Source organism: Bradyrhizobium sp. 4, from assembly GCF_023100905.1.
In the GTDB taxonomy this organism is placed as follows: Bacteria; Pseudomonadota; Alphaproteobacteria; order Rhizobiales; family Xanthobacteraceae; genus Bradyrhizobium.
Genome location: NZ_CP064687.1, coordinates 81,809 through 100,664 on the forward strand (window position 1 = coordinate 81,809; position 18,856 = coordinate 100,664).

Below are 18,856 nucleotides of genomic sequence, written 5' to 3' on the forward strand. Positions count from 1 at the left end.
CATTTACTCCGCCGTCGTCCCGGCACGGCCGCTGTGTCTGTCGCTAGTTCTTCAAATTAATCATCCGCTCGACCGAGCGCCGTGCGCGTTGCGCAAGCGCGGGATCGATCGTGACCTCTTCACGAAGCATCAGCAGGCTCTCCAGAACGTTGGCGAGCGTGATGCGCTTCATGTGCGGGCAGATGTTGCAGGGGCGCAGCATTTCGACGTCAGGCAGCTCGGCCCGCACATTGTCGGCCATCGAGCATTCCGTGATCATCACCAGCCGCCGCGGCCGCCGCTCGCGTACCCAGTTGATCATGTGCGCGGTCGAACCCGTGAAGTCGGCCTCGGCCAGCACGTCAGGTGGGCATTCGGGATGGGCGATGATCTGCACGGAGGGATCGGCCTCGCGGTAGCTGCGCAGCTCGGCCCCGGTGAAGCGCTCGTGCACCTCGCAGGCGCCCTTCCATGCGATGATCTTCACGTCGGTCTTCGAGGCCACGTAAGTGGCGAGATAGCGGTCGGGCAGGAAGATCACGCTTGGTGCGCCGAGGCTCTCGACCACCTGAACCGCGTTCGACGAGGTGCAGCAGATATCGACCTCGGCCTTCACCTCCGCGGAGGTGTTGACATAGGCAACGACAGGCACGCCGGGAAATTTTTCGCGAAGCAGGCGAACGTCGGCGCCGGTGATGCTGGCCGCGAGCGAACAGCCGGCGCGCGTATCGGGGATCAGCACCGTCTTGTCCGGATTGAGCAGCTTTGACGTCTCCGCCATGAAGTGCACGCCGCACTGCACGATGATGTCGGCCTTCACCTTGGTGGCTTCGACTGCGAGCTGAAGCGAATCGCCGCCGATGTCGGCGACGCAGTGGAAGATCTCCGGCGCCTGGTAATTGTGCGCGAGGATCACCGCGCCCCGCGCCTGCTTCAGCTCGTTGATCGCCTTGATGGTCGGCGCCATCAGCGGCCATTCGATCGGCGGGATCACATGTTTCACGCGCTCGTAAAGCGGCGCGGTGGCGCGCTCGACCTCCGGCGTCCATTGCAGCGAAGGCATTGGCAGTGCGGGCCTCGAGCCCACTGGAACGGGACGCGGCGCAGCGGTGGTCTGGCGCTGCGGTCGGTTGGCAAAGTCGTCGGGGCCGTAAAGTCCAGAGATCGGCATTGAAGCCTCCCGCAAATGTTAAATAGGCTCAATTTGAGTACATATGGAGCCTGAGAAACCCGGCCGAGAGGCCGGGTTCGATTTCAGCAGCGCTCAAATATGCTCAATGAGTAAATTAGACCAGGACAACTAACACTACTCCAAGAGCTCCACGGTCGAATTTTTGGATCTCGACTGAACCTATAAGGGGCGACCAGGCTGCAAAGTGTGAAGTCGCATAACCCGTCGAGTAACACGCGCTCGTGGACGGCAACTACGACAGAGACGCGACAACGCAATGCGATTGAATCCCGCGTTCAGGCCATCAATTTCGATGAATTTCACCGCAGCGCCTGTGCGAGGTTGCGCCCCAAAGCTGCTCAGTATGGAAGCCATTTCGAAGCCGTTGCCCGGGATCCGGCAACAGACCTTCGAATTGGCGCTATAGAAGCGGGCGAAACGCCGCGCCGCTGCGCGAGACTACGGATCGAGATCTTCCTTTGAACGTGCATTTCGGTGAGATTACTAGCATTCGCAACTCAGTTAGGCGCGTCCGCCAACGGCGGCCCGAGATTCTCGTCGAAAAGCCAGTAATCCGAATCACTAATAATCGTTCTTAAATCGTGGGCGCAGGTGAGCGCGTGATGCTTGCACAGGATCGCTGCAACGAGCAGAGATCCTCTGTTGAAATCTTGTCAGTGCGAACGAGCTCTGAGGATAGGACCTAACATCCGGTGGCGCCGCATTTGACCAAGCCAGCAACGCAAGTCGGGAACGACTCTGCTGACACTCAGCTGCTGGTGCGGCGATTAACGTTGGAGGTCCGATCCCTCAACATCTGTCTGGAGGATTTTCTTCAAGTCCGGGCCAAGGCACTCGGCATCACTGGACCACAATTGACAATCTTGATGGCAGTGACAGACCTAACGAGCGAGGGGGATGTTGCAGTCAGCACGGTGGCAAAATTGCTGAAAGTTGACCCGTCCTTCATTACAATAAATTCCAAGGCGCTGGAGAAGGCCGGATTTCTGCGGCGCAAGCCCTGTATCAGGGATGGTCGGGTCGTCCACATGTCACTGACCGACAAGGCTTGTAAGCGCCTCGCGAACGTCGCTGCACAACAGAAGGAACTCGATCAATTTGTGTTCGGTGAGCTTGGCGTTGAGGAATTGACCAAACTGTCTAGCCGATTTGCAGCGCTCAGGCGACGGCTGGACGGGGCTCGTTTAAAAGCCGCCATGGATATTGGCGCGGTGACAACCCGAGGCAGGGGACGACTTCAGTCGACGAAGGGAAGCTCGTTGGATCGCTGATGGTTGCCTTGAATGCGAGGGTACCACGCACGTCCAGGCACCGTCATCATCAAGCGCCCATCGGCTCATCGCATTGCAATTCCGCCTCAGCGTTCGACCAGCGCCGATCTATCAGGTGCTCGGGTCCAACAACTTCTTGCGACAACACGGTCACATCCGCTTCGTGAGACGTTGCAGCAGCAAGTAAGGGCGAACCTGGCTGGCTCATGTCAAAGTCAATGAGCAGATTTGCCATCCCGGCCCATACGATGGTCGATCCTGGGCTCATGCCGCTTTTCTGGAAGTCCCGTTCAAGATAGATTCGGTATGCGGCCCGAGCTCTACGCGTGCGGCGCAGAGTTCTGGACTGGCTTGACTCATCGCACGCGAACTTGGTTTCTAAGCGTCTCGGTGCGGCATATCAAAGCGCTTGCAGCTGGTGACGAACGCCTTTTTCGCCTCGGCATTCTCGAAGCAAAAATGTGCCCCCTCATCGGCGCGCTCAATCGACCAGTCGATTTTGGCAGCCCGTGCAATGCGCGATGCCTCTTCGCGCAAGACATCCAATTGCCTCCCATGGGCCCGAACGATCACACAATCTGGCATTTAGAACCCTCGCTAACCCGAATGTCCAGTTCACGATGTACGGCCGGGCTCACAGCGCCATTCATCCAGACCATGGCTCTTGCAGTCCTCGTGATATAGCTGACCTCGTCGAGGCAACACCATTACGCGCTTTGATGCAAGCCACGCCGAAACAGGTCCGGACCGATTGCACATAATTGGAAACAAGGCGGCAGTGATCTCTTCCGGACGCCTCCCCCCTTTCGAGCAAACCCGGATCGCCCCGCGTTAAGGTTTCTGAACGGCAAAACTATGAAGAGAGACGTTTTGTGTGTAGGATCGCTCGCACCGGGGCTGGACCGCATTTTTTCACGATAGGCATTTTGAACCCGGGAAGGCCGCCGGCAATATTGTCGGCGGCCTTTTTCAGCAATAACACGATTTGGGACTGGCCTACATGCGACGGCTTCGGTGCTTATAGCCGCAGCTCAGATTATTATGAATTAGCTGGCCAGCACAGCAGTGCCGCATGGGGGCGTTAATGCACGATTGGAAGAACGAACTTGACGCACTGGTCGCTGAAACGATGGCATTCACCAAATCGCTGAAGCTAGAGATCCAGCTGCCCCGGTCTCTGCCGAAGGAAGCCGTCGAGCGGGGTGACCTCAGCGCGTCAGAGTATGACGGCAGCGAACGCGAAGAGATCAAGAAGCGGGTCGAGAGCTTCAAAGCGCACCAAGAGCACTTCACGCGTGAGCGCGAGGAATATGCCAATTCCCAGCTGCGCCGGATCAGGCCGATCACGAGAGCCTAGACGAGCTTGAGCCCGCCGAAGCTTCCCTGCACGCTCAGCGGCACAAATTGAGGTGACAGTAGTGCGGCGATTTGTGCTTGATAAGCGCGCGGGTTTGCGGCTGTCCCAAATCGGCATATTGCCGTGCGCGGAGTTCTCAAGCTCGGATTGCCTATTCTCCTAGGTTTTTCAAACGCACGAACCCCCACCGCGCTTGAAAAATGCATTCCATCCGCAAAACTCGCAGGAAAGCTGCTCCAAAACCCGAGCGCCTGACGCTTAGACTTACTTTGAAACCGATCGGTCAAACCGTCTACTAAGCGTTTTGCCATTGACCAAGATCAAAGCGTCAATTCTACACTCTCTATCCTCTCAAGACTTCACGGAGGCTAGATCATGCGCAACCTTCTTTATATTGCTGTGCTTGCACTTCCCATGCTCGTCTGCTTTGGATCACCTTCGACCGCCGCTCCGCGGGCTCGTTCGTACATCCCCCCAGCTCGGCAGGACGTTTATTGCCTGCAGGGACGTACCTGGGGATATCCTGGCAACTGCCAGTTCTCAACCTACGATCAATGCATGGCCACCGCATCCGGCACCCTCGCATATTGCGGTCTGAATCCCATCTACGCGTTCCAGCGACAGGCAGGACAATCACGCTGATCTGCGATCGCCACGAGATCGTTGTCAATTCCTGGTCGAGATTGTCCCTTTTGCGGACCTCGACAACACCGACCAATATTCTTCCCAAGGCCAAGACCTTTGTTTTCAAGTTGCCCAAGACATATCCAAAAGACTTCAGTGCGTAACCTTATCTCGATGAGAGAGGAGCGATTTCCCGACCCTTAGACCAGCGTCAAACCTGTGCGTGGCCGGGCTCCATATTTCTGCATCGACGCGTGATCGTTTACGACCCGAGACCATAATTGCGTGCGATGGACATCGAGTACGACGTGAGCGAGGCAGTGCCGGCGATGAAGCTCGCCGCCGAAACCGATGGTGTAGCGCGCGGCCGCAGGCGACTGGGCCCTCGCGCCCCATGTAGACGACAACAAGCTAGATGAAGTGACACTGGGAAACGTTTGAGGGTAGCAGCATTGGGCAGTGCGGGACGAGTTAAAACCTGCCTTGTTTATTACGCAGAAAATGCCCAAGAGCGGGGCCGGCCGCAGCGTGCGCGGTGCCGGTGTCGCTGCGACAGTCGCCGGATCATTGCTTCCCGCGTGCCAGCAACGTCCAGACCGGTGACGTGCCGTCCCAGCGCCGAAGCCGCCCGTAGAACCTCACTCGAACCCCGGCCTCTTTCAACCGCTCGACCACGAGATGCAGTGCGATCACGTCGCCCTCGGCCAGCTCCACGCAACCGCGCTTGCCAGACCACACCGCGCCCGGGAAGCGAAACAGGTTGTACTTCAGCCATCGGCCGCCGTGCTCGGATAGCGGTTCTAGGTCTACTTGTGCGCCGTTCCCAGGCCGCAGGCCGACATCCGGCCGACGGAGCAAATTCGCGATCCAACCCACTAAACTCGGCTCCTAAATCGAGGCAGTCTTTCGGTACAGTCGCAATAGAAGTGCACAGGCCATGTTAACGAGGCAAGCCAAATGACACGAGAGATGCTCCGCCGTACTCGGGAGCAGATCGGTACGCCCACGATGAAGGCCGCCTTGTTCTGAGAGGCGGATTGAGCACTCATAAGCACGTGTTTAAGAGCGAGCTTAAGAGCGATTGATGGGTCAGATTTCGGTGCTGACGGGGCCGGAACGCCGGCGGCGTTGGAGCGAGGATGAGCGGTGCCGGATCGTTGCGGAGGCCTTTGCGCCGGGATCGTGTGTGGCGCAGGTTGCGCGGGATCACGATATTTCAACGGGGCTGATTTACACCTGGCGGCGTCGGCTTCGCCAGGACCTTGCTGACCAGGGCTTTGTGGAAGCGGCGATGGAAGCGGAGCCGATCAAGGAAGCGGCACCGTCCGGTGAAGTGATCGTGGTGGAATTGACGGGGAGCGGACGGATCAGGATTTGCGGGTCGGCGCCGCCCTTGCTGGTGTCGGCGGTGTTGAAGGCGCTGCGATGATTCCGATCCCCTCTGGCGTGCGGGTATGGCTGGCGACGGGCCATACCGATATGCGGCGCGGCTTTCCGAGCCTGGCTTTGCAGGTGCAGGAGGTCTTGAAGCATGACCCACTGGGGGGTCATTTGTTTTGCTTCAGGGGGCGCCGTTCAGATCTGATAAAAATCATCTGGCACGATTCTCAGGGAGCGTGCCTGTTTACAAAAAGACTCGAAAGAGGAAGATTCATCTGGCCTTCGGCTGCCGGTGAAGCCGTGACGATCTCTCCGGCGCAGCTTTCTTACCTGCTATCTGGGATCGACTGGCGGAATCCTCAAGAAACTTTGCGTCCAACGCGAGTTGGATAGCATTCTGCGATTGAACCTACCGGGAAATCTGATTCACTGGCTTCATGAGTTTGAAGCCGGATGACCTTCCTTCGGATCTCGCCAGCGCCCAGGCGGCGCTGTTGATCGAACGTGAGGCGTTGCGGGCTGAACGCGACGCGCGGCTGAGGGTCGAGGTCGAACGCGATGCGGCCGCGGCGAAGGTCAGCCGGATACAGGCCGAAGCCATCAATTGGCAAGCCGAAGCGGCGAACGCGCGGGCGAAGCTGTCGGACAATGAGGCGCTGATCGCGCATCTCGAGCTGCGGATCGAGAAGCTCAAACGCGAACTGTACGGGCCGCGTTCCGAGCGCACGGCGCGGCTGATCGAGCAGTTGGAATTGGAACTTGAAGAACTCGTCACCACGGCGAGCGAGGATGAGCTCGCCGCGCAGGCCGCGGCGGCAAAGGCGCAGAGCGTACGCGCCTTCACGCGCAAGCGGCCGGTGCGCAAGCCATGGCCGGATGACATCGAACGCGAGCGCGTCGTCATTGAGGCTCCAACGACCTGCGCCTGCTGCGGTGGATCGCGGCTGGCGAAGATCGGTGAGGATGTGACCAAGACGCTGGAGGAGATCCCGCGCCGCTTCAAGCTGATCGAGACGGTACGCGAGAAGTTCACCTGCCGCGATTGCGAGAAGATCAGCCAGCCGCCCGCGCCGTTCCATGCCACGCCGCGCGGCTTCATCGGCCCACAATTGCTGGCGACGATCCTGTTCGACAAGTTCGGCATGCATATCCCGCTCAACCGCCAGAGCGCGCGCTTTAAGGCCGAGGGGATCGACCTGCCGTTGTCGACACTGGCCGACCAGGTCGGCCACGGGACCTTTGCCGTCATGGCGCTCTTCCACCTGATCGAACGCCATGTACTCGCGGCCGAGCGCCTGCATGGCGACGACACCACCATCCGTATCCTGGCGAAGGGCAAGTGCACGACCGGGCGGATCTGGACTTATGTGCGGGATGACCGGCCCTTTGCCGGGCCTGCGCCGCCGGCGGCGGTCTATTACGCCTCGAGCGACCGACGAGGCGAGCACCCCCAGAAGCATCTGGCCGCCTTCGCCGGTATCCTGCAAGCCGATTGCTACAACGGCTTCGAGCCGCTGTTCGACCCGCAAAAGAAAGCGATGCCGATCACACCGGCGTTTTGCCTGGCCCATGCGCGGCGGGGCTTCTTCGAGCTGGCTGACATCGAGAAAAATGCTCGGGAAGGTAAGAAGGGCAAACCGGTCTCTCCGATCGCGCTGGAGGCGGTCAGACGCCTCGATGCGTTGTTCGAGATCGAGCGCGCTATCAATGGCTGCGGCGCCGACGAGCGGCGCGCCGTGCGCCAGGAAAAGAGCAAGCCGCTTCTCGAGGACATGCACGCCTGGTTGCTGCGTGAGCGCGAAACCCTCTCGCGCTCCTCCGAGGTCCTGAAGCCTATGAACTACATGCTCAGGCGCTGGGACGACTTCGCCCGCTTCCTCGACGATGGCAGGATCTGCTTGACCAACAATTGCGCTGAGCGCGCATTGAGGGGCATCGCATTGGGAAGGCGCAACTGGACCTTCGCCGGCAGCCAGCGTGGCGCCGACCGTGCCGCCATCATGCTGACGATGATCACGACCTGTCGCCTCAACGACGTCGATCCCAAGGCCTGGCTCGCCGACGTCCTCGCCCGTATCGCCGATCTTCCCGCGTCGCGTCTGCACGAACTGCTGCCCTGGGAATGGAAGCTCCTGCGCCAAGCCGACAAGCCCGCCGGTCAGCAGGCCGCCTGACCTTCACGCAACGCCATCATAGAGCTCGCCGTGCCCGCGCGCATGCGTCAATCAGGCGGTCCTCGTCGTATGCGTACGCAGATCGCGGCGGCGAAGGCACTGCTTCAGCACAAGGTCCGAATATCTGGCACCCTGAGCTTCCAGAACAATAGAAACCTGGCGTTGAGCGGAATGGCGAAACAAGAAGCCAACTAGCTGCCGATCTGTGCAGCTGCAACAAGGCTATGGTCTTTATGGACGCAGTTCGTCGGACGGACTTGCGTGCGTCGGTTCGTGTACGATAGCTGAAGCGAGGAGCGCAACGACGTTGGTGGTGAGCTCCTAGTCAGTGTTTCTGACGGCCTCAGCCAGCATGGAGTAGAGCTGCTGCTTGCTGAATTCCTTGGGCTGTTGCCTCTCCGCTGTGTTCCGCGACACCTTCCGTGCGACTGGACGAGCGCAGGCTGCCGACGACGTCGGCCTCAGCTTCGGGGACGGCCTTATCTTGGGCGTTGCTGTGGGCGGCTTGTGGCCGCGCTTCAGGCCCAGACGGGTCAGCATGCCGCAGACCGCGTTACGACTGCACCCGAGACGACGCGCTATCTGCGCCGCGCTCTGTCCTGCGGACCAGAGCCTATTGAGGAGCGCTATGTCATTCGCATGCCAGCCCATGACAAATATTATACCCCTGGCTGCCGAACACGCTAGTCTAGTCGTCGTCCGGCTCGCGCACGACCGGCGGTTCGTCAGCGTCATCTTCCTCTTCGTCGTCTTCCTCTTCGTCGTCTTCCTCTTCGTCGTCTTCGTCCTCCTCGTCTTCATCGGGATCTCTTGGCGGCATTGCGGTGCCCATAAGCACAAGCGGTGTCCAGTAGATCGCGGTGGTGGAAAATGCTTCGAAGGTATGTTGCTTCATGTGGCTGCTACTCCTCGAAAACACGCGTAGTCGCATATTCATGGCGGACGGCACGCGCGTCTGCGAGGGTGAAACCAACAGAAGTTATTACCCGTTTATCCAAGTGCTACGTGATGCTTGTTGTATGACAGGCGTTCCTCGAGCCCAGCCGCCTTCAGGGCGGTTGGAATCTTGTCCAGGACGGCCAATGAAGCAAAGTCGCGCTTCTTCTCCCAATACTTCCGTATCCGTTCGTTCAGCCTCCTCCGAAGTATTTACTTCAGGCGTCTATTCGGTAACATCCAACACAGTGACGCCATGAAGAACCACGTTGCTTTCGTCCAGCTTAAAAGCTCCGAGCTGCACTGCGATCATCGGCACTGAACGATTGAGGACCCCTAGCACGTTGAAAAACGGCTCGTGATTCACTCTGCGACAATTACGGCTCTGTGTTCTGACCCGGGACGACGCTGCCGCTCAACACCCCAATATTCGATGGTGCGGATAATGTGACTCTCGTCCAACGCTCCCAGCATTACCTCTTCTTCGTAGAAGGTGTCCGCTTCCTCCGAGTACATCAGGAACTCGCTCTTGCCGCCATGCGGCTGACGGCGCTCTCGCGCGAGACTTCAAGCTCGCCCAGACCAAGTCATGCTGGTATCGTCCAATATCTGAGTCTGGAGCCACTTCTCGACCAATCCAGCTGCGCGAAGTTCAACCGCTTCAATGTTTTTCAGCGCGAAACCCATTCCCGAGCTGCACCCCGGTTCCGAAGACGCGGGGTGTGTTATGGGCATGCTCGGCGACTTTGGCCCTGCGACATGTCGGCAGCCTGCCAGGCAGGCATGACTCACAATATTCGAATGTCAACTCGGCGGCGAGACCGGCCGTCTATTCAGGATCGCGCGCTCATTGTCGTTCGTCGTTGCACCTCGGAACACAGCAACAAATCGATCGCCTTGCCAAAGCTCAACGTCGTGCTCGGCATGCATTTGCTCGGCTCGACGCCGCGCCGCCTGCTCGTCAATGCAGTCGAGCTTCGCCACGCAGATCACTTGCCGGCTGCTGTCCACCACGAATGCTTTGTACCGCATTCCGCAATCCGATCCCAACGGGACCGTCATTGTAATCGAATGTTCGTCTAAGGCGGCGGGCAAACTAAGTGTGGGCGGGCGGAACCTTTGTACGTGTGGCAATTCGGCTATACTTGAAATTCATCGATCGCGCAGCGGCGCGCGTACGTGCCTAGGCTATTGCGCTACCTCACTGGCGTAATCTCACTGCGTGCCGAAGCGTGCGGTTCGAGCTTAGGATTGAGAAGCCACCAAGCATCATCAGCAGCACACCTGACCAAGTTGCCGTCCAGCTGCGTGCCTCGTCGTGCGCCTCTGCAAGGTGCGCGCCCATTGGCATAGCTGGAGGTGAGCCGGCGGGCGCGAGGAGCTGCTCAACGTCAATTTGGCCGGGCACGGAGTGCTCAGGCGTAGGCGGCCGGCTGTGAAGATCGGTGGGTACCGCTGAGGTCATGGTGGTGCCCATATCGAGCACGGAAGCGGCATCAGCCACCTTGATTTCGGCTGCAGGCGGCTGGGAGGGCTCGGCCGGTGCGGAGCGCAGCAACTCCGCGCGCGCATTAACCACCGCGCTCTTCCTGGGCCGCGCACTCCCGTTCTCGTCCAAACTGGCGGTGCGATCTTGGGCACCGCGATGACGAACTGTCTTCTTCACCTTCGCCATACCCTCGGTCAGGAACCAGCATTTACGGTGACCGTCGAACCGATAGACCCAATGCGCCCCGTCCGCGGTCGTGTTGCCGGGTCGCGGCAAGCATTGCGCTTGCGCCAAAGAGGTTGCTGCGGGCTCGCGCGGAGCGGCATTGAACAAGTCGGCAAAAGGGTCGGAGACCGCAGGTGTCGCCGCAAGACCTCCAACAAGAACCAAACCGGCGAAGCAAACTCGCAAATAACCGGACATCGAAAACTCCCGGTGTTGCGCCCCTCACCGGGACCACCCTTCGCGGCCACTTAGGCTGCCATGCGGCTCAACTCTGGCGGCGCCATGGATTCATTGTGGGTCTGAAACGAGATTCGGGTCCGAATTGAAAACCAGTGCTGCAGCCGAGTTCGCCAACCGTTGGGGAGGTTTTGCTCCCGCCCGAGGGAGCGGCACAAGCCGGGAACTCGGATCGGCCGCGAATGCGGAAGCTGTTCCGTCGCCCATCATTAAACCGGCCTCAGTGTTTGCGTGCTGGGGCCATCGCATTTCCATGTGCGACTTGGCTACCATTCTGGATCGTCGAAGCCGCCATAGTCTCGAACGACGTACTCCCGGGTGAAGCGCTCGACCGGACGCCAGCGCTCGTGAATGACTATGGTTGCTGTCGGCGGCCTGCAATAATCAGGATTGATGACGATGGCCGGGGACGGGGAGTAGGGATTAGCGGGAATGAACGCGCAGCAAAAGCCCCCTGACATGCGATGGCGGCCGAGGCACTCGCAGCGGAGAGGGCCAGCAGACCGGCAGCGGTGCTTGTTGCATAAGAAGCCGTCCTCCACCTTCTTCTTACGCACCGTAAACGGCCGCGCTGGTCGCTTGTTTCAAAAGGTAAAATTGAAACATGAACCGCAGGACCGCCGCCCACGGGCAGCCGAGGGGCCTGCGTTTGCGGTGTCGCAACCGGTTCTGGGGGGAACCTGATCCTACGAAAGGCCTGAGCGTAACGAGCATCGCAAGCTGATCGCCAGTGCGGTATCGGTGTTGCGAGCTCCGACGGAGGCGCACATGAAGCGCAGCTGGTGGATGTTGATCGCCGTCGCTGGGGCGGCGTTTGTGTTCTTCTCCATGCTGGCCATTCGGGAGCAGCGCGCCGGCTTCGATACGTTTGCCAAGCAAGGGCATCCGCAGGCCTCGATCTATATGATGATCCCGCCCACCGGGAGATCTGCGAGCGTAGTCCTACATGCGCAACGAGCGCTAACGTCGGGCTTGCTTCCTGCCGCGATCATAGGCCCCCGTCGTTTCCGCAAGCCTTGAAGATCGGGTGGCCGGACTTTTCTCCGCCGACTTCGCGCGGTACTCGACCTCGGCCAGCAGCTTCGGCCCGACCCGGAGGCCCTTTGGGCGATCCGCTTAGCGACGAAACGCGTGCCCCGTGAGCCTGCTTCGTTGGCATCCGTCCATGCGTTGCGAAAGTCGGCGTCGGCGGCCATCATCGCGATGCTGCCCCGCCCATCCAGAACTTCAGATCCGATGCCACTCAGCCACTCCGAGAGACGGCGCAACCAATGCTCGGAAGAGACCTGCGGTTTGATAAACCTCAATCGTTCCGCCCAATCCAAGGCCTCACCCGGAACGGGAACTTGCGTGAACAATGAGCAGCTTGACACCCCTTGTTCTGGAACGAACTGTCGCACGCAGACATTCTCTAACTCACGAAGTGAAGGAGAATAGGATGCGCAAGTACTTGTTTGCTGCGGCGATCGTGAGTGCAATCGCGACACCCGCAATCGCGGATGAAGTCGGTGTCGGCGTTGAGGCCGGTCCGGTCGGCGGAGGCGTCACAGTCGGAGAGTCTCACGAGCACCGACCCGTTGATCGGGACCGCACAACGGTCATCAGGGAGCCTGAGCACACGGAAAGTGACAGGACGACGGTCATTAAGAAAGAGAATGAGGACGGCAGCCGAGAGAAAACCGTCATTCATCACGACAACGACTAACAAATGTGCCCGGACCACCGTCCGGGCTTTTCTTTTGCCTTGCGACACAGAGACGATTCGTTTGCTTCGCTACTTCTTACTCGGATCGTCTGCGGGATTGACGTAAGTTATCCCGAGTGGCCCTTGGCCATGAATTTGAACAACGGAAGGACTACTTGTCCAACCATAGTGGTTCATTTTGGCAGGCGCTTCGGCGTATCCGCCCGCTGTTAGCTCGATCGCTTTCTTCTCATCGAGTTTGTCGCCCATTCCGATGTGAAAGTTGCCCGATATGACGGTAGCGCCTTCATCTGTTGGATGATTATGGGCGGGAATTTTATAACCGCTTGGCATTCTTAGGCGGAGAACGAACAGCCCTTCTTTGGACGGGTCGCCCGAGAGTACCGCGATGTCGGCCCCCTTCGGCAAGGTGGGTGGTGCTGCCTCCCATTTAAGCTCACCAGAGTTAATCGGCATTTTCATATCATCGGCAATGGCTGTGTTCACACCTGCCAGGACGAAAGCCGAAGCGAGCAAGCGACTGAGCATGATCTCCTCCTTTTGGTGAGCGACCATCGTGTGCCAGCGGTGAAGCAAGTCAACTGAAAGTTAGCCTGCCGCTGCCGCATTCTAACGATTGGAGGCCTTAGCAGATTTATGATCAAGAGTGACAGCTCCGCTGACCTTGGCTTGCCAACGCTCGGACGAAACATCGAAGAACTCGGCCCTTTGCTTTTTCTCGCTCGAAGCTTACTCAGCTACTGCTCCAAGCCAGGAGCCCATGTTTCAGCTTAACGCTGCGTGGGTTAACCACACCAAGCGAGCAGCCTCATTTTGGACCAACTGATCATGACCGTTGGGCCGCTCTGCACCGGGAGCCGCCACGTGATTAGAATCGTCGTGCTTGGAGTGGCTTGCCTAGTTGGACTGGGCGCTATTGCTGCAGCCGCGAAGAAATCCGGGCCGCCGCCCGCTGCCGATGTGGTCATGCCAATAGTAGCCGGTAACAAGGCTGATCGCCTGCCATTCACAATCAAACTGGATATGCCAGCTGCCGGTGAGCGCGCGGATGTTACGTACGTCCAGCCTGGCGAAGAAGAGCAAGCTGATTTACCGCCATCCGCACCAAAGCAAGTCGCTCTTCCACCGCGTCGCGACTTTACGCCTCGTCATTGGCACGATCCCCATGACCTGAACGCCAGGGCCGCAAACAAAAGAGCCGACGCCGCGAAAGGACCAAGAAAGGGCGCGGCTGATCAGCCTCTAAAGCAGGCTGAGGCTAAGCGGTGCCGTTCGGACGGGCTGGATCCCCTGTTAAGAAAGCTGAACTTATCGCCGCCGTGCGATTCATGACCCCACCTCTAGTCGCCCGCTGCGCAATGGTTCTAATCAATATTGATCTGGCGGCTCATTCGCCGTTAATGATTGATTCAGTTTGCAGCATGATCATTGGGGAGCGACAAGGGATGCGATCATGCGATTGCGCCAGGCGAATACCTTGGAAGAGATCGAGGCGAGGGTCGCTGAAGCGAGCGAAGACCCAATGGCGCGTGTGAGGCTGAGCGCGCGGGATTTCTCGAGTGCCAGCCGAGAAGAGGTTCTTGCATTATTGAAAGCAGACGGCGATCGAAAGCGCACCAATTGGCTGGTCGCAGGCGCGGTGATCGCTGGTTTTGCGTTGGGATGGGCTGCCGGTTTTGGTCGGTACGGTCCTATAACTTTCGCGTCGCTCAATTCAACCACTCAGACAGAAACGCCTTCGCCTCGAAGCGCCGAAACGAAGTCAGGCCGCAGGACCGGAGGCCCGCGAAAGACGGTATCGACTTTGGCTTTGCGAACACCGCCAGGCGTAAGTCAATTCTCCGCGGATGGAGCGAGCATTTCCGCCGAACCTACAGCCACATGGTCCGACAGGCCTCATCAATCCGTGGACGTATCGAGCACCGTTTCTCAGGCGATCGAAGCAGATATGACGGCGACCGGCTCGATAGCGCCCAGCGGACCTCTCATGCCTGCCCCGGAGACAAGACCAGCAACCATTGAGGGTTGGACCGTTCTTGACGTTCGCGGCGGAACGGCGGTTCTCGGAGGGCCCGATGGGGTTCGGATGGCAATGCGCGGCGATACAGTTCCCGGCATCGGGCGAATCGATTCGATCGTGCGTTGGGGCAACCGGTGGATTGTAGCGACAGCTAGTGGATTGATCTCGACTCCGTAAACGGCGCGCAACGCCCGCGGGGGAGCGGAACCTGTCGTCCATCTGCGAGAGGCATTCGGGATGAGCCAACGGCAGGCGTGTAAAGCCATCGGCTGTTGCCGCATGACCGTGAGATACCAAACCACCCGCGCTGACGATACCAGCCTTCGCCAGCGCATGCTGGCGATCGCCCAGGAGCATCGCCGCTTCGGTTATCGGCGGCTGCATGCTCTGCTCAAGCGGGAGGGCTATCTGATTAACCACAAGAATGGGATGGCCTCTACCTTGGTCGCCGCAAGGGCGAGGACCTGATCTACGCGGGCAAAGTTGATCACGGCTTTTCGCCAGCCGACGCGAAGGAGCTTCAGAAGAAACTCAACCCGCTGATGCGCAAGACACAACCCTACACGAAGCGCATCGCGCATCGAGGCATTTGGGGTGAACCGCAATTGCTGGCGGAGATCGAGTACAGGACCAAGAGCGCCGAAGGAAAAGTGCGGCATCCGTTCTTCAAGGGATTGAGGAAAATTTTGGGATGACTGATGCGTTCGACCAATGGAGAGAATGGGCGGGAAAGCCTCCGGGTGATCGGCGCACGACCCCGGCTGAACCGTACCACGCTGTCATGGACCTTCCGCCTGAGGATCGGTTTGACCGTGAGAAGGTCAACGAGGCGGCGCTCAACAACGACAAGAGTCTGTCTGGATTTACGAGCATGGTCATAAGCGCGCTGGCGATGTGGGTTGGGTAAAGGTCTTTGCCACCTAGGAGGCCGCAAGCGGCCTAGGAGGCCGCAAGCGCATGGCTTGCCTAAAACGATCCTGGAAGGCGTGGCGTGGCCCATCCGATTGAACGGGAGAGACAGTGATGACCAGCGTGGGGTTGTATGTCAGCGCTGCCGCCCTTCGATCCGGCTAAGTAAGCCACGGCTCAGAATTCGCTGTAGATCGGGATCGAAGCGGCATGTGCGTCGACGATTTCGACGACTTTCTTTTCCAGCGGGAGATCGCCCTTGCGTTCCGACCATATCTTCTTGAAGCGCTGGACGATTTCCGCGGCCGTGTCGACGGCCAGCTTTTCCGAGATCTTCGCCTTCGCCGCCAGATGCGTGAGCTCGTCCTTGGAGAATTCGGTCATCTTCTTCGTGCGCGAGTAGTTCAGCGCCATCTTGTCGTCCGCGATGTACGGTATCGTAGATAGCAAATCGTAGGCGGGGGACAGGACGGGCGTGCGGCGGTCGGGGTAGATCAACGACCAATTCTTCAGATGCATGTCGGCGTTGCCGATCAGGGTGCTGAACACGAGGCGTCGGACAAACTCGGCGACGCCGGCTTCGCCGGTCTCGATGCCGAGAACGCGCGCGATGCTCCGGTAGTTGGCCTTCTCGTACTTCTCGTCCGGAAACACGCCGAATACCTGCGCGAAGTCCTCCATGTGGACCGGTCCGTCGGCGGAGCGGTCGAACCGCTTGACGGCGAGCGCACGTCCCTTCAGCTCGCCGATTCCTTCCGGAAGCCCCTTGATCGACTCGACGTCGATCAGTTGGAGCTCGGGCACTTCCATGCCCATCTCCTTCGCCAGGGTGATCATGGAGAATTCGTTTTCCGGCACGCCCGGGTACTGATGGGACGGAAGCTTGACTATCCACGAACCGCCGACGCCCTGGACGGGAATGGTCAGCTCGGCAGGATCGTTCTTGAGCGCGGAGAACTTCAGCTGCACGCCCGCGAGCGAGAAGCGCAGCAAGTTCTGCCGCTCGTCCGGTGTGAGATCCTCCTCGACTTGGGAAGGCAACGCTTCTCCTTCCGCCGGATGGACTGACAGGGCGCCCGGGAGGTCCCGGCCCAGCATCCAGAGAAGAAAGAATTCGCGCTTTTCCTTCACGCCCGCGCGTTCCGCGAGGTAGCGACGCAGCGGTCCCTCCGGCAGAAGATTGGAGAAGAAGGGCGGAACGACCTGCTGATACGGTTTGAATGAGGTGAGCAGATTTCCGAACGTGTCCTTGAAGGACAGGCTCAATGTTGGGCGTGCGGCGTCGTCGATGTAGCTCTGGTTGAAGGCGAGCAGCGACCGGTCGCCCTGTATGAGCGTGAGGGTCGCGATCGGGTTGTCGTGCAGGCGTACGTCCAGGACCGATACGTCAGCATCGTCATCCTCTTCGTCGAGAGCGTAGGCCGGGCGGGGGGCTTCTACGGGATGCGCGATCCGGTTGCGTAGACCTTGCAACACGCCTGCCGAATTTTCCAGCACTGGGTTGGGGATAGGTTCGGCGCGATAGCCTCGCAGCGTATCGACGACGTCTTGGACAAGGTTCAGGTCAGTTTTCGAAAGATGGACCTGCTTCAGAAAGCGCAAGTATTCGGCGATGCGGTCGAGCGCAGCGGAGCTACCGTGGCGCTTCCTTTGTCCGGAAACGATGCGTTCGGCCTTCACGAAGAGGTTTGAGGGTCCTTCCTCAAAGGAGAATTCGTTGAGGTTTGAGCGCAGGATGCCCTCCACCGCGGGAAGCAGCTTCTTGGGCACGAGTACGACCTCGAGGTCGAGTGCCCGGACCATCTGGATGAAGCTGGACAGGCCCGGTTCGACCCGGCCGGTCTCTATCTGGGAGATGTGCGCCTGGGTCAGACCCGATCGGACCGCCAACGCACGCTGGCTTATGCGCTCTTGCGTGCGTTTCGCCTGGACAGTCCGGACAAGCTCTTCGCTCGGATACGACATGATATATAATCCTAATCAAAGGATCGTTTCGATAAGAATGATATATCACGCTCCATTTCTCGAACGCCATGGTGAGCCGGCTCTGAAGCCCCCACATGTCGGTTCCCGGCCGTCGATCCCACCGGAACACTCACTTTGGGATTTTCGCGCGAAAACCCCGATTGGCCTCCGCGAGCCCAGCCAAACTGCGGCGGGCAGAACACGGAGGTAGAACGATGTACGCCGACACGGAAGGCTATTTCGGGCAGGCAAGCGGGATCCCCTACAGTCGGCTCCACGAGCTTCGGGTCGAGATATCACGAACTTTCAGGACAAGATCGAGCGTCTTCGCCGCGAGGGAATCCGGCTCTCACCAAAGCTCGAATGGGATGCATTCGTGACGGCCTATACCCTTCACGACGAAGTGCCCCTTCATTCGTACCCGCGTCGCATCATGCCCTTGATGCGGCAGCTTCGGGAGCAGGAGGAGCGAGCACGCGCGAACATTTCGGAGTTCGATCCTTCCACATTCGACAAGAACGACGCGGCCGAAGAGCTCCAGTTCCGCTTCACGACGAATGCTTCTCTGATTGGCGATTTGTACCTCGTCTACATTCGGGAAGGCGCTCACGGCCCATGAGAAGGAGACCCTGACCGCCGAAGAAAACTGCAATCTGTATTGCGCCGCGGCCGCTCTGCAGACTCTCGTCGATATCTGGAACGAAGCCGCGAGCCTGATGAACAAGCTCAATGTAGGCGCCGAGGGCCAGCTGGGCTTCGAATTTCTGGGCATCGAGGAAATCATGACCGTCGCGACGTCGCAGAGAAGGCATTCGACTTTTATGCGGAGGTCGAACTCGTCCTCAAGAACGAGATGACCGACACGCGTACCATCAATCTGGGCCAGTTCCGCAGACGGAATTCGCGGGTCCCGCGGGCCGTTGCAGCACCCGATGCCGCCCTCGGTTGGCGTCTCGACCTTACGCGGCGCGAGGACATCCATCTGCTGCCTGGCGGTGGCGATCACGGCCGCTGCGAAGGTATTGAAGACGCGTCGATTACCGAGAATGGGCTCACAATGTTCGCTCGGGTCGATAACCGCGACAATTGGCTAGGCACCCACGACGCCTGGGTCGATTGCTCGATCAGCCTGCCTGTCTACAGGATGGAGACCCGAGAGGAAGACGGGCCGACCCGGACCGGCGAGTTGAGCTGGAATCGCGACGAAACTTTCGAACTGCCGCCCAACCTGCGGTCGGTCCACATCGACGTCACAACGTTCGACCGGCGATCCCGGGTGTTCACCGGCGCGGGATCCGACCGGTTCTTCGATGTCAAATCCGAAGGACGGTCGCTGATTTTCAGACCGCGCCCTCCGCGGGACCTCTAACGACCGCGCGTTCGAGGGGCCATC

The 18,856-nt window shown here is 59.3% G+C and carries 22 protein-coding genes and 3 pseudogenes; 13 read left to right on the forward strand and 12 right to left on the reverse strand.

What is annotated here, in order from left to right; genetic code table 11:
* Positions 1-43: 43 nt before the first annotated feature.
* Complete coding sequence (gene nadA, locus IVB45_RS37745; protein ID WP_247357288.1) at positions 44-1,150, reverse strand: quinolinate synthase NadA; 1,107 nt, start codon at positions 1,148-1,150, stop codon at positions 44-46.
* Positions 1,151-1,875: 725 nt separating this feature from the next.
* Between nadA and IVB45_RS37750 the strand changes: the two genes are divergently transcribed.
* Positions 1,876-2,442: a MarR family transcriptional regulator gene (locus IVB45_RS37750; protein ID WP_018460476.1), complete on the forward strand. Its 567-nt coding sequence runs from the start codon at positions 1,876-1,878 to the stop codon at positions 2,440-2,442.
* 49 nt (positions 2,443-2,491) lie between these two features.
* On the opposite strand, the gene IVB45_RS37755 is transcribed toward IVB45_RS37750, so the two are convergent.
* Together IVB45_RS37755 and IVB45_RS37760 are read right to left on the reverse strand one after the other, a co-directional pair.
* Complete coding sequence (locus IVB45_RS37755; protein WP_247282203.1) at positions 2,492-2,710, reverse strand: hypothetical protein; 219 nt, start codon at positions 2,708-2,710, stop codon at positions 2,492-2,494.
* A gap of 110 nt (positions 2,711-2,820) precedes the next feature.
* Positions 2,821-2,988 (reverse strand): hypothetical protein, encoded by a 168-nt coding sequence (locus IVB45_RS37760; RefSeq protein WP_018460477.1) that lies wholly within the window; start codon positions 2,986-2,988, stop codon positions 2,821-2,823.
* Between the two features lie 538 nt (positions 2,989-3,526).
* Here IVB45_RS37760 and IVB45_RS37765 point away from each other — a divergent pair.
* Complete coding sequence (locus IVB45_RS37765; RefSeq protein WP_247282202.1) at positions 3,527-3,799, forward strand: hypothetical protein; 273 nt, start codon at positions 3,527-3,529, stop codon at positions 3,797-3,799.
* A gap of 375 nt (positions 3,800-4,174) precedes the next feature.
* Positions 4,175-4,441 (forward strand): DUF3551 domain-containing protein, encoded by a 267-nt coding sequence (locus IVB45_RS37770; protein ID WP_083926480.1) that lies wholly within the window; start codon positions 4,175-4,177, stop codon positions 4,439-4,441.
* Between the two features lie 546 nt (positions 4,442-4,987).
* On the opposite strand, the gene IVB45_RS37775 is transcribed toward IVB45_RS37770, so the two are convergent.
* Positions 4,988-5,299 carry a hypothetical protein gene (locus IVB45_RS37775; protein ID WP_247282201.1) on the reverse strand — a complete coding sequence of 104 codons (312 nt, stop codon included), beginning with the start codon at positions 5,297-5,299 and terminating at the stop codon, positions 4,988-4,990.
* Positions 5,300-5,507: 208 nt separating this feature from the next.
* On the opposite strand from IVB45_RS37775, the gene IVB45_RS37780 reads away from it, so the two are divergent.
* The 3 genes from IVB45_RS37780 to IVB45_RS37790 are packed head-to-tail and all read left to right on the forward strand — an operon-like array spanning position 5,508 to position 7,977.
* Positions 5,508-5,852 carry a transposase gene (locus IVB45_RS37780; RefSeq protein ID WP_188106852.1) on the forward strand — a complete coding sequence of 115 codons (345 nt, stop codon included), beginning with the start codon at positions 5,508-5,510 and terminating at the stop codon, positions 5,850-5,852.
* On the forward strand, positions 5,849-6,196 hold the full coding sequence (gene tnpB, locus IVB45_RS37785) for an IS66 family insertion sequence element accessory protein TnpB (RefSeq protein ID WP_082758020.1): 348 nt from the start codon (positions 5,849-5,851) through the stop codon (positions 6,194-6,196). Before IVB45_RS37780 ends, tnpB begins: the two co-directional genes overlap by 4 nt.
* Positions 6,197-6,240: 44 nt before the next feature.
* A complete protein-coding gene (locus tag IVB45_RS37790) occupies positions 6,241-7,977 on the forward strand; it encodes an IS66 family transposase (RefSeq protein ID WP_247360894.1) in 1,737 nt (578 codons plus the stop codon).
* Positions 7,978-8,298: 321 nt separating this feature from the next.
* Here the strand turns inward: IVB45_RS37790 and IVB45_RS37795 are convergent, their stop codons facing one another.
* The 4 genes from IVB45_RS37795 to IVB45_RS37810 form a co-directional block, all read right to left on the reverse strand.
* Positions 8,299-8,712 (reverse strand): GcrA family cell cycle regulator, encoded by a 414-nt coding sequence (locus tag IVB45_RS37795; protein ID WP_345946568.1) that lies wholly within the window; start codon positions 8,710-8,712, stop codon positions 8,299-8,301.
* Positions 8,666-8,872 (reverse strand): hypothetical protein, encoded by a 207-nt coding sequence (locus tag IVB45_RS37800; protein WP_247358129.1) that lies wholly within the window; start codon positions 8,870-8,872, stop codon positions 8,666-8,668. Before IVB45_RS37800 ends, IVB45_RS37795 begins: the two co-directional genes overlap by 47 nt.
* Before the next feature lie 845 nt (positions 8,873-9,717).
* Positions 9,718-9,945 carry a hypothetical protein gene (locus tag IVB45_RS37805; RefSeq protein ID WP_247282199.1) on the reverse strand — a complete coding sequence of 76 codons (228 nt, stop codon included), beginning with the start codon at positions 9,943-9,945 and terminating at the stop codon, positions 9,718-9,720.
* 169 nt (positions 9,946-10,114) lie between these two features.
* Positions 10,115-10,825 (reverse strand): hypothetical protein, encoded by a 711-nt coding sequence (locus tag IVB45_RS37810; RefSeq protein WP_247358130.1) that lies wholly within the window; start codon positions 10,823-10,825, stop codon positions 10,115-10,117.
* Between the two features lie 807 nt (positions 10,826-11,632).
* Here IVB45_RS37810 and IVB45_RS37815 point away from each other — a divergent pair.
* Together IVB45_RS37815 and IVB45_RS37820 are read left to right on the forward strand one after the other, a co-directional pair.
* Entirely contained in the window at positions 11,633-11,884 is a 252-nt protein-coding gene (locus IVB45_RS37815; protein ID WP_247358131.1) for a hypothetical protein, read from the forward strand.
* A gap of 418 nt (positions 11,885-12,302) precedes the next feature.
* Positions 12,303-12,569: a hypothetical protein gene (locus IVB45_RS37820; protein ID WP_247282196.1), complete on the forward strand. Its 267-nt coding sequence runs from the start codon at positions 12,303-12,305 to the stop codon at positions 12,567-12,569.
* 69 nt (positions 12,570-12,638) lie between these two features.
* Here the strand turns inward: IVB45_RS37820 and IVB45_RS37825 are convergent, their stop codons facing one another.
* Both IVB45_RS37825 and IVB45_RS37830 read right to left on the reverse strand, forming a co-directional pair.
* Positions 12,639-13,097 carry a cupin domain-containing protein gene (locus IVB45_RS37825; RefSeq protein WP_051113032.1) on the reverse strand — a complete coding sequence of 153 codons (459 nt, stop codon included), beginning with the start codon at positions 13,095-13,097 and terminating at the stop codon, positions 12,639-12,641.
* A gap of 369 nt (positions 13,098-13,466) precedes the next feature.
* Positions 13,467-13,652, reverse strand: coding sequence for a hypothetical protein (locus IVB45_RS37830; RefSeq protein WP_039800088.1), 186 nt, complete (start codon positions 13,650-13,652; stop codon positions 13,467-13,469).
* 1,147 nt (positions 13,653-14,799) lie between these two features.
* Here IVB45_RS37830 and IVB45_RS37835 point away from each other — a divergent pair.
* The 3 genes and pseudogenes from IVB45_RS37835 to IVB45_RS37845 all read left to right on the forward strand — a co-directional run.
* A pseudogene (locus IVB45_RS37835) lies at positions 14,800-15,012 on the forward strand (IS3 family transposase); the annotation flags it as partial.
* Positions 15,012-15,284 (forward strand): annotated as a pseudogene (locus tag IVB45_RS37840) (DNA ligase); the annotation flags it as partial. The pseudogenes IVB45_RS37835 and IVB45_RS37840, both read left to right, overlap by 1 nt.
* The gene (locus IVB45_RS37845; RefSeq protein ID WP_018457438.1) at positions 15,281-15,496 is read left to right on the forward strand and encodes a hypothetical protein; all 216 of its coding nucleotides are present in this window, start codon (positions 15,281-15,283) and stop codon (positions 15,494-15,496) included. The pseudogene IVB45_RS37840 and the gene IVB45_RS37845, both read left to right, overlap by 4 nt.
* 179 nt (positions 15,497-15,675) lie before the next feature.
* On the opposite strand, the gene IVB45_RS37850 is transcribed toward IVB45_RS37845, so the two are convergent.
* Positions 15,676-16,875: a type II toxin-antitoxin system HipA family toxin gene (locus IVB45_RS37850; protein WP_247358143.1), complete on the reverse strand. Its 1,200-nt coding sequence runs from the start codon at positions 16,873-16,875 to the stop codon at positions 15,676-15,678.
* Between the two features lie 453 nt (positions 16,876-17,328).
* A pseudogene (locus tag IVB45_RS37855) lies at positions 17,329-17,463 on the reverse strand (helix-turn-helix transcriptional regulator); the annotation flags it as partial.
* A gap of 376 nt (positions 17,464-17,839) precedes the next feature.
* On the opposite strand from IVB45_RS37855, the gene IVB45_RS37860 reads away from it, so the two are divergent.
* Both IVB45_RS37860 and IVB45_RS37865 read left to right on the forward strand, forming a co-directional pair.
* A complete protein-coding gene (locus IVB45_RS37860) occupies positions 17,840-18,082 on the forward strand; it encodes a hypothetical protein (protein WP_247358132.1) in 243 nt (80 codons plus the stop codon).
* A 234-nt stretch (positions 18,083-18,316) separates the two neighbouring features.
* Positions 18,317-18,832, forward strand: a complete 516-nt coding sequence (locus IVB45_RS37865; RefSeq protein WP_247282193.1) for a hypothetical protein — start codon at positions 18,317-18,319, stop codon at positions 18,830-18,832.
* Positions 18,833-18,856: the final 24 nt, after the last annotated feature.